This window comes from Leucobacter sp. UCMA 4100 (genome assembly GCF_027853335.1).
Taxonomy (GTDB): domain Bacteria; phylum Actinomycetota; class Actinomycetes; order Actinomycetales; family Microbacteriaceae; genus Leucobacter_A.
Window position 1 is genome coordinate 276,634 of the sequence record NZ_JAFEUS010000002.1, and the last position, 13,616, is coordinate 290,249.

General features: G+C 62.1%; 8 protein-coding genes and 1 tRNA gene. 3 read left to right on the forward strand and 6 right to left on the reverse strand.

From position 1 onward, the window contains the following. Nucleotides 1-106: 106 nt before the first annotated feature. Both JSO19_RS01485 and JSO19_RS01490 read left to right on the forward strand, forming a co-directional pair. Nucleotides 107-180: transfer RNA gene (locus JSO19_RS01485), tRNA-Met, on the forward strand. Between the two features lie 328 nt (nt 181-508). Beyond that, entirely contained in the window at nt 509-1,633 is a 1,125-nt protein-coding gene (locus tag JSO19_RS01490) for an AAA family ATPase (RefSeq protein WP_270909265.1), read from the forward strand. Nucleotides 1,634-1,663: 30 nt separating this feature from the next. On the opposite strand, the gene JSO19_RS01495 is transcribed toward JSO19_RS01490, so the two are convergent. The 6 genes from JSO19_RS01495 to JSO19_RS01520 form a co-directional block, all read right to left on the reverse strand. After that, nucleotides 1,664-3,028 carry an MFS transporter gene (locus JSO19_RS01495; RefSeq protein ID WP_270909266.1) on the reverse strand — a complete coding sequence of 455 codons (1,365 nt, stop codon included), beginning with the start codon at nt 3,026-3,028 and terminating at the stop codon, nt 1,664-1,666. Nucleotides 3,029-3,094: 66 nt separating this feature from the next. Next, nucleotides 3,095-4,675: a class I adenylate-forming enzyme family protein gene (locus tag JSO19_RS01500; RefSeq protein ID WP_270909268.1), complete on the reverse strand. Its 1,581-nt coding sequence runs from the start codon at nt 4,673-4,675 to the stop codon at nt 3,095-3,097. Nucleotides 4,676-4,732: 57 nt separating this feature from the next. Continuing rightward, a complete protein-coding gene (locus JSO19_RS01505) occupies nt 4,733-5,929 on the reverse strand; it encodes a thiolase domain-containing protein (protein ID WP_270909270.1) in 1,197 nt (398 codons plus the stop codon). 112 nt (nt 5,930-6,041) lie between these two features. Next, nucleotides 6,042-7,697, reverse strand: a complete 1,656-nt coding sequence (locus JSO19_RS01510; protein ID WP_270909272.1) for a helix-turn-helix domain-containing protein — start codon at nt 7,695-7,697, stop codon at nt 6,042-6,044. A 99-nt stretch (nt 7,698-7,796) separates the two neighbouring features. Further along, nucleotides 7,797-10,883 carry a UPF0182 family membrane protein gene (locus JSO19_RS01515; protein WP_270909273.1) on the reverse strand — a complete coding sequence of 1,029 codons (3,087 nt, stop codon included), beginning with the start codon at nt 10,881-10,883 and terminating at the stop codon, nt 7,797-7,799. Nucleotides 10,884-10,931: 48 nt separating this feature from the next. Continuing rightward, complete coding sequence (locus JSO19_RS01520; protein WP_270909275.1) at nt 10,932-12,056, reverse strand: YlbL family protein; 1,125 nt, start codon at nt 12,054-12,056, stop codon at nt 10,932-10,934. A gap of 98 nt (nt 12,057-12,154) precedes the next feature. On the opposite strand from JSO19_RS01520, the gene JSO19_RS01525 reads away from it, so the two are divergent. Further along, nucleotides 12,155-13,555: a zinc-dependent metalloprotease gene (locus tag JSO19_RS01525; RefSeq protein WP_270909276.1), complete on the forward strand. Its 1,401-nt coding sequence runs from the start codon at nt 12,155-12,157 to the stop codon at nt 13,553-13,555. Nucleotides 13,556-13,616: the final 61 nt, after the last annotated feature.

Here is a 13,616-nt window from a genome sequence, read left to right on the forward strand (position 1 = left end):
AGCCGTGCACCGACTGCACCCTCGGGTTATCAACAGCCACGACACCCCCGGCTTGCGGCACTCGATTTGCAATCCACACGGAGACTGCTAAAGTTAATTCTTGTGGCGCGGGGTGGAGCAGTTCGGTAGCTCGCCGGGCTCATAACCCGGAGGTCGTAGGTTCAAATCCTGCCCCCGCAACGATAAGAAAGGCCCCTGATCAAGTGTTTACACGAGATCAGGGGCCTTTCGCTTTCCCAAAGTCGTGCACCGCTTGTTCGGTTATCGCGAAAAAAACGCAGGACCACCCGAGTACCAGACGCGATGTGCGCACGACTCAAGGCGACCTGGCCGAATGCCAGCACCTCGGCGCGAATCTACTGGAACGATGATCAGCCCGAACCGGTAGCAGACTCGTGGATCGCCGATTCCGCCCCGGTTACTCACCCGGCCGGCGCCCTGTGAACGGCGAAACCGTACGAAAAACTAGCGGTTCCCAATGAGCCGCTGCACCGACTAGCGTTGAACCATGATCCGCACCCTCGCCATTGAGAACTACCGTTCACTCGAGTACGTCGTGACCGACTTGCAACAGATCACGGTCGTGACGGGACCCAATGGGAGCGGCAAAACGAACCTGTACCGATCGCTCAAACTCCTGCAACAGATCGTCAGCGAGGGAGCGCTCACCTCACTCGCGGCCGAGGGCGGTCTCGCAAACGTGCTGCACGCGGGAAGCTCGCGTGCCGAACCCGTCGCCTTACGGATGGGCTTTGCCACCGATGACTGGTCGTACGCGATCGACATCGGCCTGCCCCAGCTCTCTGCGTTTCGCGTACCTGGGTTCGCGAAGGTGGTCGACCCTGAGGTGAAGAACGAGACGGTCTGGTTTGGCGAGACGCTGAGGCGAGCGACGATTCTCGCCGAGCGCCGTTCGCTCGCGGTGCACCTCAGAGACGAGCAGGGCGAGCTCGCGCTGAGCCCCATGAGAGTTCGTGAGAGCGAGTCGATGCTCGCGACACTCGCCTCGCCAACGGAGACTCCCGAGCTTTTTGAGCTCAAGGAGTCGGCGAGGGCGTGGCGCTTCTACGACCAGCTGCGGGTCGATGCTGAATCACCGGCCCGCAGACCGGGACCGGTAACGTTCACCCCGGTTCTCGATGATCGCGGATCGAACCTGCCCGGTGCCCTTGCCACCGTTCTCGGCGTGGGTGACGGCGAACGCTTGCAAGAGTCGATCGCTGAGGCATTTGACGGCTCCCAGGTCACATTCGAAAGCTTGGGCGGATCCTTGGCAGCGGTGTGCCTCAGCCAGCCAGGACTCAACCGGAACATGCAGGCGGCGGAGCTCTCAGACGGAACGCTTCGCTTCATTCTCCTCGCCACCGCGTTGCTGAGTCCTAGGCCGCCGAAACTGTTGGTGCTCAACGAGCCCGAGGCGAGCCTGCATCCTTCGTTGCTCGCACCGCTCGCGAACCTCATCAGGTCAGCGTCCAAAAACACCCAGGTCATCGTCGTCTCGCACGCGCAAGAACTCGTCAGCGCGCTCGAACCAGAAGCGCGTGTCTTGCGGCTCGAAAAGCCAGGGGGCGCCACCCTCATCGAAGACCAGTTGCCTTTCGAGGGGCCGGTCTGGCACTGGCCAAGGAGGTAGCCAGCGCCAGACCGGTGCCAAGCAAGCGCCTCACGCGAGCGCCGCGGGAACCTCTGCGTCATCGAGTTCGGCTTCTGGCAGCTGGATCTTGCCGGTCATGCTCGCGGCGGCTGCCCGGTCAAAATCAGACTGCTTGAGCACGAGCAGCGCAACGAGCGAGATCACTCCCGTGCCAACGAAAAAGTACCAGGGCGCTGAGATTGAGCCGGTCGCACTGATGATCCACGTGGCAACGAGTGGCGCGCTGCCACCAAAAATCGCGACTGGCAGGTTGTAGGCGACCGCGATGCCGGTCGATCGCACTCGCGTTGGCAACAGCTCTGACATTGTCGCGTAAGTCGATGAGGCGTAGAACCCGAAGGCCAGCGCGCACGACATGAGCGGGAAGAAGAACGAGAGGGGCGTCGCGCCAGGCGCGCTCACGAAGAACCAGAACATCGATACGGTTGCCCATACTCCCGACACGAGCAACACGGGCTTGCGCCCGTACCGGTCTGAGAGACGCCCGCCGATCGGCATGACAAACGCCGCGAGCAGGCACGCGATCGTGACGAACCAGAACCGAACGTTCGACGAAAATTCGAGCGTCTCAACGATGAACGTCGACGCGTAGGTGAGCACGAGATAGAAAATCGATGAGTGCACGGCGATGATGCAGAACACGAGTGCGATCGCTCGGCCCCAGGTGAGACTCTCACGAAGGGGTGCCGGTGAGCGCTCCCCCGCCCGCGCGAGCTCCTGGAACTCGGGGCTGTCTTCAAGCTTCAGCCGAATGTAGATGGCGATGAGCCCGAGCACGCCAGCGAAGAGAAATGGCAGGCGCCAACCCCATGCAAGCATGGTCTCTGCGCCGAGCGCCATCGTGAGCCCATTGGCCACGAGGCTTCCGAGCAACAGCCCGAGCACGGCGGTCACCATGAGCCAGCTCGTTGCTTGACCACGCTTGCCGGGGCCCGCATACTCCGCGATGAAGCTCGTCACCGTGCCGATCTCGCCACCGGCCGAAAAGCCCTGAACGCAACGCAGCGCGATAAGGAGCACTGGCGCGGCGACCCCGATGGTCGCTGCGGTAGGAATCATGCCGATGAGGCAGGTCGATCCCGCCATCAGAATGAGCACGATGAGCAGCGTTTGCTTTCGACCGATGCGGTCTGCCATTGGGCCGAAGAAGAGGCCGCCGAGGGGTCGCATAAAGAAGCTCAGCGCGAACACCGCGAAGCTGCTCATGAGCCCCACGACCGGGTTCTCTGAGGCGAAGAACAGTTGCCCCATGTACACGGCGAGAAACCCGTAAATACCGTAGTCGTACCACTCGATCACGTGGCCAGCGACGGCACCCACGAATGCCCGCTTGCGCCGTATCTCGTGCTGATGATCGGTTGTTGATGTGTGCATCGTTGCACTCACTTTCTCTGGTGGTCGGCCCCGTTCGAGGCCAACGCTCTGGTGTGCGATATTGGGCTATGCCCCAACCTTGAATCTGCGTACCTTGCCAACGCTCGTGCGCGGTAATTCATCGATGACGTGCCATTCCCGGGGCCTTGCGGCTGGCGCAAGGTTTGCCGCGGCCCACTCGGCGATGCGCTCGGTTTCGAGTGGCAGCGTCGGGTCTTTGGGAACAAGATAGGCGTGGGGCACGACGTCACGAACCGGATCGTCAACGGCAACAACCGCGACCTCAAGCACTCCCGGAGCCTGCGCGAGCACCGCCTCAACCTCGGTGAGGCTCACGTTTTCTCCCGACACTTTGATGACGTCGTCGACGCGGCCCACAAACGAGAGCGCGCCCTGTTCGTCGCTCACGGCGAGGTCGCCAGTCATGAGCCAGGTTTGCCCCTTCGGGTCACGGATGAGGGTGCGCGCGGTGGTCTCAGGGTCGTCGAGGTAACAGGCGAAGATATCTCGCCCGGGTGTCCCTTGAACGGCCATGACGCCCGGGGTTCCGCGTTCGACGTCGTCAAGCGTTCCGGGGGCTACGAGCCGAACCGTTCGGCCGCCGAGCGGCTTGCCAATTTCCTGCGCTTTTGCGGGTTGTGAACGGTCATACGTCACGACCGCGAGCGTCTCGGTCATACCGTACAACTGCCTCGGGAGCACCCCGGCAAGCGCCCCGAACTCGGTGTGATGCTGCTCGCCAAGGTTCTGGGCGAACCACACGTGTTTGAGCGAGAGCGGCTCGGTGCCGGGCGAAGTCTTCGCGAGAATCATGCGGATCGGCGCAGCAAAAAGACTCGCGTGCGTTACGCCGAGCGCTCTCGCCTGCGTGATCCACCGGCTCGCCGAGAAGGTCGCGGTGAGCGCGACCGAGGCGCCCCGCTCGATCGCCGAGGCAAAGCAATAAAACTGCGCGTTCGCATGAAAGAGCGGCAGGGTAACAAACCAGCGGTGCCCGGCCATGAGCCCGGCCGCTTCGGCCATCTCACTCGCCACGACGCGGTAATTCTCCTGCGTGAGCACGACCCCTTTGGGCTGCGATGTGGTGCCCGAGGTGAACATCACGGCGAGGCGCTCGTCGGGCTGCACGACAGCGGCGCCGCTCAGCCTTTGCCCGTCGTCATCGCTTTCGCCGGGTAGCGGGGCCACAAGCACACCCGCTGGTCGTTGCACGTCACTCGCAGACTCGTCGAGTTCAAGCACCGGTAATGGCCCGAAATCGGCGATCCCTTCGCGGTACACCGCGGCGTGCTGCGCCGCGCACACTCCGACGACGGGCCGCACCCGCGCGACCTGCGTTGCGATATCGCGGGGGCTTGATGCGGGATCAACGGGAATGATCCACGCCCCGAGTTTCGCTGCCGCAAGCCACACGGCAATGAATCCAGGGCTGTTGCGCAAGCACACGTGAATCGCACTGCCTGGGCCAACGCCCGCGGCGGTAAGCGTCGCGGCGGTATCGTCGACGACGTGGCCAAACGCCTCGTAGCTCCATTCGGTCACGCTTCCCTCGCGGTCGTGAAAGAGCAAGAAAGGGTGCTTGGCGTATCGCTGTACGCTGTCGCTCCAGAGCGCGGCAAACGTCGGCATGGTCGATGTGGGCATCATTGTCTCCATCAGTGTGGGCCTGAAGTCGCAGGCCCGGCGTTCAAGTGTTCTAGGGCGTTATTCGGTTGCTTCGAGCACGCTCACGTAGTTGGCGACAGCGAGGCCACCCATGTTGTGCACGGCCGCGCGCTTTGCTCCCTCGATCTGTGCCCCAGGAAAAAGCCCGGTGAGCTGCATCGCGGCGAGCACGTGCTGCGAGACACCGGTCGCCCCGACCGGGTGTCCCTTCGCCTTGAGCCCACCAGAAGGGTTCACCGGCATCTCGCCGCCGGGCAGCACGGTGCCAGACGTAACAGCCTCAAGCCCAGCACCGCGAGGGGCGATACCGAGCACTTCATAGAGGTTCAACTCGGCAATCGTGAAGCAGTCGTGCAGCTCAATGAGATCGAGGTCACTCAGCCCGATTCCTGCCGCGTGAAGTGCCGCTTCCCATGCGTGCTCGGTTGCGGCGAAGGCAAGCGGATCGCGCCTGGAGGCCGGCAAGAAGTCATTTGCCGCAGCCCACGAAGCGAAGGCAACCGGTGGGTGCGCAGAGTCGGTCGGCTCGGTAGAGATCACGAGCGCCGCTGCCCCATCTGAAACGGGCGAGCAGTCGGTGCGGCGCAGCACACCCGCCACGAGCGGGTTTTTCTCTGAGGGCGTCGAGCAGAACTCAACGCCGAGGTCTCGCTGCATGTGGGCGTAGGGATTTTGCGCGCCGAGGCGGTGGCTCTTCGCCGCGATGAGGCCGAGCGTGTCGCTCACCGCGCCGTAGTGCTCTTCGTACGCCGCTGCGACGCGGGCAAAAAGACCAGCGAAGCCGGTGGTCGAGTCGGTTCCCGCTGCCTCGTAGTCGGCACCGAGCAGCGCTCTGCCCACCACGTCCGGGGCGATTCCGGTCATCTTTTCGGCACCGATGACGAGCACGCGCTTGGCGAGCCCGGCTTCAAGGTGCGCGAGCGCCGTCTGCACTGCCGCCGAGCCCGAAGCGCAAGCGTTCTCAACCCGCATGGCGTGAACGCCGAAGAGGTCTTCGTGAATCTGCAGCGCAAGTGAAGAAGGGAATGCAAGAGGGCTCATGCCAGCGTTAAAGTGGCCCATGACAACGAGATCAATGTCTCCCGGCGCCACCCCGGCGTCTTGGAGCGCGGCCGCACCGGCCTCGACGACCAGTTGCTCCAGGCTGCGCTCGGCGAGCTTGCCAAAGTTAGTGTGCCCCCACCCCACAATGAGCGGTGTGGTGCGTGCCGCGCTACGACCAATACTGCTTGCCATCGTTACTCCTTCGTACGCTGTTGCAGTAAGCATGGCCCACGCTCAGGTGAGCGAACAGGGCTTGTCGTGCCAGTCTTTGCCCCTGGCAGTGTCACGGTCAGCCAGTGCCCCGCTACGCTTCGGGAAAGACCCCCAACACCGCGGCCATGCGCAGCGCCGTATCGACGCGAAATCGGTCGTCAACGTCTCCGAGGTCGAGCCCGGTCATCTCTTCGATTCTCGCGATGCGGTTGCGCACCGTGTTGTAGTGCACGAGCAGTTCATCTGCCGTGCTCTGCAGGTGACGATCGCGAGACATGAACACTCTGAGGGTCGCGAGATAGGCGGTGCCGCGGTTGGCGTCTGAGTCGAGCAGCGGCCCGAACGTCTCGTGAACGGTCGTCGAGAGTTTCGCGGCGGGAAGACTCGCAAGCCCCTGTAGGCCGAGGTCTCGCGCGCTCATGACACGGCTTTTCGTCGCCGTGCGTTGCGCGCTCAGCCCGATCTCGCACGCTGCCACGGCCTCATCGTACGAGGTGGCGATATCGGGCAGCCCGCTGCATGCTCGCCCCATTCCCACGACGGTCGCCCCTCGTTCTCCTGAAGCAGCGCCCTGTCCGGCTGCGCTCAGCACCGCCTCAATTCGCACGGCGAGCTCCGGTTCGTTTCTCGCGAGGTTCGGCATGAGTATGACAAGCCTCGTGGCTTTCTCATGCATGACGCAGCCAGGGAGTTCCTTCGCAAGCGCCGAACGAACCGCATCTGTGGGTAGACCGTCGCCCTCTCGCGTCGCAACGACGAGCACTCGCGCGTCTTCACAGAACACGCCTAGGCCTGCAAGAAGCACTCGTCGACGCATCGTGTCATCGTCAGGCCCCTTGCCAGTGAGCATCTGCTCGACGAGTTCACCACGAAAGCTTTCGAACGCCCGTTCGCGCTCAGCGAGTCGTTGCAGGTGCAACTGTGCCGCGCCGAGCAGCACGGCGTCAAGGGCGTCACTGAACGGTGCCGCAGCGGCCGGGCGCTGCCAACGGAGTCTCAACCCACCGGCATGTTCGACCACAACCTCACCCACGTTCATTGCTTCTCGGGGGCCTTCCCGGTCAGTAATGCCACGCCTCGCGATAAAGAGCTCATGCCCGCCATCGTCGACGAGGGTGACCTGCGCATCAAGCGCTGCGGCAAGAGCCGTCAGTACCGACCCCACCTCGTTGTTTCGCCAAACCGTGCTCACAAACTCGGCAGCTGCGCGCAGCTCCTCTTCGGCCAGCAACGCGCGCGCTTCCTGCTGTCGAGCGACAAGCTGTGTCGACCCGTCAACGTCGAGCTGTTTGAGTCGCACCGCGACATCGTGACTCACTGCTTCAAGGGTCGTGACCTCGTCATCTTGCCAGTGATGTGCTCCCCGAAACCCGACATAGAGCACGCCGACCGCTTTCTCAGCAGTCATAATAGGCACCACGAGCGTTGCAACGATGCCCTCATTATCGATGAGTCGCTTTGCTGGTACTCGCCTCGAGTCGTGTTGGTAGTCGTTGCTCTTGCGCGGGCGCCCCTCGCTCGCGGCGGTGCCTCCGATGCCAACGCCGAGCCCCAATCGCCAATTCGCGGCCATCTCAGGGGTGTTGAGCCCGCTGTGAGCACCGATCACCAGGTAGTCGCCCTCAACGAGCCCAGCCCATGACACATCGCACGCGAGGATCTCGCGCGCCCGCTCGGTGGCGGCCTGCAGCGCTTGGGTGGCATCGTTTGCGACCAACAGTGCTCGCAAGTAATTCGTTTGACTCACGACTCCATTGTCTCGCACCCGGCAGCTTCCTCGTACCAACGCACAGGGCCCGAACGTGGCATCACCATCGTCCGGGCCCTGTGCTGTGAAGCGGGTTCGTTACTCCGAGAGCTTCAGCGCCTGTTCAAGCGCCTTCGTGAGCTTCTCATCGGCCTTGCCGTAAGCGGCCCAATCGCCAGCCTGCATCGCAGCCTCGCGCTCGGTGATCGCCTCCTGCATGTCCTTGAGCGCCTTCTGCAGGCTCTCAGGCGACGTATCTGGTTTCGGTTTCGCCGAGCCTTCGCCCTCGGTTCCCTCATCTCCCGGTTCAACGCTTTCGATGTCTTCGGGATCAACGGGGTTGCCGTCTTCGTCGGTGAGTTGGTTATCTCCAGCGCTCGCGCCGGAGTCGCCTCCGAAGAGCTTATCGAGAGCGGCGTCAAGCGTATCTTCGAACGCGATTTCGTCACCGAATGAGACCAGCACCTTTTGCAGCAGCGGGTAGCTGGTTCCGGTCGTTGCCTTGACGTACACGGGTTGCACGTACAGCAGGCCGCCGCCAACCGGGAGGGTGAGGAGGTTACCGCTGATCACGTCACTCTCGCCGAGGCGCAGCATGTTCAGAAGACTCGTCACCTCTGGGTCGGTCGTGAAGCTGTTCTGCACCTGACCGGGGCCCGGCACGGTGTTGCCCTTTGGCAGGGTCAGCAGTTTCAGCGTTCCATACCCTTCAGAGACTTCTCCGTCGACATTGCCGGCGTTTGAGTTTGCCGCGAGGTAGCCGGTCAAAATATCACGTGATCCCTCACCGCGCTGGTCAGGAATGTACGTCGAGTAAATCGAGAACTCGGGGTCAACGTCTTTACCCGCCGCAAGCGTCAGGTAGTACGGAGGCTGCGGCAAGCTGCTCGCATCGACCCCAGCGGTCTTGCCCTTCACGGGGTTGTTCGGCGTACGCCACGCGTCTTCGTTCGAGTAGAAGGCACCGCTCTCGGTGACGTGGTATTTGCCGAGCACCTGACGCTGCACCTTGAAGAGATCGCTCGGGTAACGAACGTGGCTCATGAGGTCGCCGCTCATCTCTGAAACATTCTTCACCGTGGTTGGGAAGATCTTGCTCCATGAATCGAGAATCGGATCTTTGTCGTCCCAGGCATACAGGGTGACCGAGCCGTCGTAGGCGTCGACCGTCGCCTTGACCGAGTTGCGAATGTAGTTGACGCCCATTCCGTTCGGCTGGTTCTGGCTCGGGTGGTCGGCATCAACGATCGCGTCGGTCATGTTCACGAGTTCGGCGTACGGGTAGTTCGACGACGTGGTGTACCCGTCGATGATCCACACGATGCGCCCGTCAACGACCGAGGTATATGGCGTGCTATCGGTTGTCAGGTACGGCGCAACCTTCTGCACACGCTCGACCGGGTCGCGATCGAAGAGAATTTGCGAGCCTGATGCAACCGAGCCCGAGAGTAGAATCTCGATGTCCTGGAACTTGAGCGCGTAGACTATCTTTTCAAAGAGCCCGCCGAGCACCGGCCCACCGTCACCGGAGAAGGTCGTCATGTTCTGCGGCCCAGCATCTGCCGGGAGGTCAGGCTCTTCAGTCGCCTCTTCCTTCGGCTCCTCTGCGCCGTCTTCAGCCTTCGGGTCGGCACCATCGGCCTCATCGGCCGGCGCCTCTGCGGGCTCTTCGGTCGAGGGCACCTCGATCTTGCCCGGCTCGGTGTCATCGGCCGGGTAGTCGATCTCGATGTCTTTCTCGCGTTCGCCGCCGACGATCGAGTACTTGGGTGAGTTCACACCGAAGTACACACGTGGCTCGAACTCGCCAAGGCGCCCCTCGGTGGGAATACCTGACTCGAGGAACACGGGCTGCCCGTCAACCGAGCGCTGGTTACCGTAGGCCGCGACCATACCGTAGCCGTGGGTATACACGAGGGTCTGGTTCACCCAGCCCGACTGGTTTTCAACGTCAATGTCACGAACGGCGGCAACGGTGTCTTCAATCTTGCCGTCGATCTCATAGCGGTCAACCGTGAGCTTCTTCGGGAACTTGTAGTACTGACGAATCTGCTCGAGCTGCGCAAAGGTCGGCGAGATAATCTCGGGGTCCATGATGCGAATGTTCGCGGTCGTCTGAGCGTCGTTACGCAGTGCGCCTGGCTCAGCGTCGGTGACGGCCTCGTAGCGCTCAACCTTCACATCTTCGAGGTCAAACGCGGCTCGCGTCGCGTCTATGTTTCTCTGCACGTATTCAGCCTCAAGAATCTTCTCATCGGGCGAGACCTTGAACTCCTGAATCATCCAGGGGTAGCCAGCGCCCACCACGAGGCTCGCGACGAGCAGCAGCGCGGTGCCGACGACCGGCATGCGCCACTTGCCCGTGATTGCGGCGAAGAGGAAGAGCAGTGCGACGATGAGCGCGATGCCCGCAAGAATCTGTTTCGCGGGAATCACCGCGTTCACGTCTTTGAACAGCGCACCAGTGACAAGCCCACGGCTATCGCTCAGCGTCGAGTACTGGTCGAGCCAGAGGCTAACGGCCTGCAGGGCAACGTAGAGCGTCGCGAGAATGCCGGCCTGAATACGGGTGGCCTTCGAGATGCGCACCTCTTTACCGGTGAAAGCGATGCCACCGTAGAGGTAGCTCGTCGCCGCGGTCGCGATAAGGGCGATGAGGGTTACCGCCGAGGCGAAGCCGACAACTCCCTGCCAGAGCGCAAGGTCAAAGAGGTAGAACGAAAGGTCGAGGCCGAACTGCGGGTCGACCTCACCGGTCGGCTCGCTGTTCCACCACAGCAGCACGGGCTGCCACCAGGCCGAGGCCGCGAGACCAGCAAACAGCCCGAAGACGACGGGAACGCCCCAAGTGAGCAGCTTGCGAAGCGGTTCGATGACTTCTTGGTAACGGTCGAGCTGCGACGAAAGCTTGGCGTAGACCGGCCTCGTACGGTGCGAAATATCGATCGCAAAGTACAGCGGAACCGCCATCATGACAAAGCCAATGACGAACATAATGCCCCGCGCAATCCACTGCGTCACGAGCACGTTCACATAGCCGAGTTGGTCAAACCACAACACCTCCGCCCAAATACTCGCAAACCAGATAAAGAGCAGCACCAGAACGACGACCCCAATGATGGTGACGGCGAGCGGTGAAACCTTACGCTTCTTCGCGCTAGGCGCTGGAGCTGTGTGTTGAGTCACGTTAGCAATCTCACATTCCCGTGTAAGTTGGTGTGGCTATATCTCTTGTTAGCCTACCGGTGCCACCTGCGCGAGTTCTGCGCGGCAGCGTTCAATTCCTTGATTGTCTTGCCCGTTTCGATGATTGCGGATCGCGGTGATCGCCTCACCGAGCGTCGCAACCGGCACGATCTCCATCGCGTCGGGGAGCTTCGCCGGCACATCGATACAGTTCCCGACGGGCATCAGGAAGAGTTCGGTTCCAGCGTCCTCTGCCGCCCACATTTTCTGCGGTAGGCCACCAATGGCAACGATGTTGCCGCCATCGTCGATGGTTCCTGTACCACTCACCGTCAGGTCGCCGAGAAAAGGTTCGTCACTCAGGCTCTCGATAATCGCGAGTGAAAAGATCATGCCCGCTGAGGGGCCACCGATGCGATCCACGTCAAACGAAATATCTCGGTCGGTATCGTACGCGACGCCCATGATGACCCCGATGAGCCCGACGCTTGCTTCCTCGTTCCAGTCTGGAGTGATCGCAATGTCGAGGGGTTGGCCGTCGCGCACGACCCCGAGCACGAGCTCTGCTCCCTTCGGCGCCTCGACAACCCGCTGTTTGACACTCGAGGTTCCCGTCACAGCCTCGCCGTCGACCGTGGTAATAATGTCTCCGGCTTGAATGAGCCCGTCGGCAGCCGAGTCTTGCACGATGTCCTCGACCGTGACGGTCGCCTCTACGTCTTCTCCGAGTGCGTGAAGCGCCGAGACGACTGCGGCCTGCTGCGAACTCTGCATCATAGCTTTATTCGCGGCCTCGCGGTCTTTCGAGCTCTCGCCCTCACTAAACATGTCGCTCATGGGCAGAATCTGCTGGCGGTGATCAAAGAGCGCTGGCAACAGTTCAAACCAGCCGACCTTGTTATCGGGGCTTCCCACAATCGACACCGTCAGAAGATTGAGCTGGCCTTCGGCTTCGGGCGCTTCGCCGTCAATCGTGATGATCGACTGGTCCTTGCCGTCGAGCGTGATCTCACCGAGGGTGTTCACGACCGGACCGGGCTTCTCAATAATGTAGGGCGAGGGAATGAGCGTGCCGACGATGATGATCACGAGGGCGGCGAGCACACCCACCGCGAGCGGCGAGAGTCGAATACGACTGCGAGAGCCGACCTCTTGATTGCTATTCAGGGTCACCCTGGTTCCTTTCGCAGCGCCTCGCGTTCGCATTCAGCGCAATCCAAGTTTACAAACTATCAGGCCTTTCTTGAGCATTTCCGAGTACCGTAAACAGTATGACGAGCGACCACTTTTCAGACGACGGGCGAGACAACGAGTTCGACCCGGCACGCGATATCGAAGAGATTCTTCGCGGCATGTTGTCGGGCCAAAACTTTGACGGTTTCGGCATCGACCCAAGCGAGCTCGCCAAGGCGGCTGGCCTTCCCCTCGATCAGGCCGCGTTACAGCAGATGCTCGGTGCCCTGCAGCACGCGATGACGCCGCAGGCGATGAGCGGCGAGACCGACTGGTCTCTTGCGCGCAAAACCGCAATTGACGTCGCGAGCAAAGACGGCAACCCGAGCACGCGTTCACTGCAGAGCGCTTTCTCGACCGCGTCGCTGTGGCTCGACAGCGCGACCACGATGGGCGCCTCGGCTGATGCCCCTCGTGAGCTCCAGCGCATTGAGTGGGTACAACAGACCATTGATACGTGGATCGAGATGGCCGAGCCCGTCGCCGATTCAATCTCTCAAGCCCTGACCAGCGCGATGCAGGAGCAACTGCCAGAAGAATTTCAGAGCGCCGTCAGCCAAGCCTCGGGCATGCTCAAGGGCGTCGGAGCGGCCCTCTTCGCGATGCAGCTTGGCCAGGTCGTCGGTTCACTCGCCCGCGAGGTTGTTTCTGGCGGCGACGTCGGCGTTCCCCTGCTCGGCGGCCCCGGCAAAGAAGGTGGCGCACTGTTGCCAGAGAACGTCGCAGCCTTTGCAAAGGGGCTCGACCAAGAGACCACCGAAGTTGAGCTTTTTCTCGCCACCCGCGAACTCGCGCACTCACGCCTCTTCCGTCACGCCAGGTGGCTTCGCTCACACCTCATGAGCGCCGTCGGTGAGTACGCCCGCGGCATCGAGATCAATGTCGAGCACATTGAAGATCTCGCGATCGATCTTGACCCGCACAATCCCGAACAGATTCAAGAGATTTTGCGCTCAGGTCAGCTCATTCCGCCGAAGACCGAACGCCAGCAGGCAGCCCACGAACGTCTCGAGACGATGATCGCTCTCGTTGACGGGTACGTCGACGTCGTAACCCTCGAAGCCACGAAGCTCCTGCCGGGGGCAACCGCGCTCGCCGAGATGATCCGCCGCCGCCGCGCAGCGGGAGGGCCCGCAGAGCGTGCCTTTGCAACCCTCGTTGGCCTCGAGCTTCGGCCGCGCAAGCTGCGTGAGGCAGCGGCGCTGTGGCAGCTCGTTGGCGAGAAGGGTGGCATCGAGACCCGCGACGGTCTCTGGGCGCACCCAGATTTCTTGCCCACGATCGAAGAACTCGAGAATCCCGAGCTGCTCCTCAAGCGCATCGGCCTGGTGCCGCACGAGGCCGACCCCGCAGAGATCGACTTCGACCGTGAGCTGAAACGACTGCTCGAAGAGGGCAACCTCGGAGACCAGGGCACGGGAGAAACGCCTGAGTCGTAAGCTGGCGTTCGTCGCTCACAGCCGCTCATGCCGGCGTCGCCCTGTGGGAAAAGCTTCCTGA

Excerpts from the sequence above, each read along its gene's own strand:
- JSO19_RS01505 (WP_270909270.1), bottom strand. The coding sequence starts at position 5,929 with ATGGCAAGCAGTATTGGTCGTAGCGCGGCACGCACCACACCGCTCATT.
- JSO19_RS01495 (WP_270909266.1), bottom strand. The coding sequence starts at position 3,028 with ATGCACACATCAACAACCGATCATCAGCACGAGATACGGCGCAAGCGG.
- JSO19_RS01490 (WP_270909265.1), top strand. The coding sequence starts at position 509 with ATGATCCGCACCCTCGCCATTGAGAACTACCGTTCACTCGAGTACGTC.
- JSO19_RS01500 (WP_270909268.1), bottom strand. The coding sequence starts at position 4,675 with ATGATGCCCACATCGACCATGCCGACGTTTGCCGCGCTCTGGAGCGAC.
- JSO19_RS01525 (WP_270909276.1), top strand. The coding sequence starts at position 12,155 with ATGACGAGCGACCACTTTTCAGACGACGGGCGAGACAACGAGTTCGAC.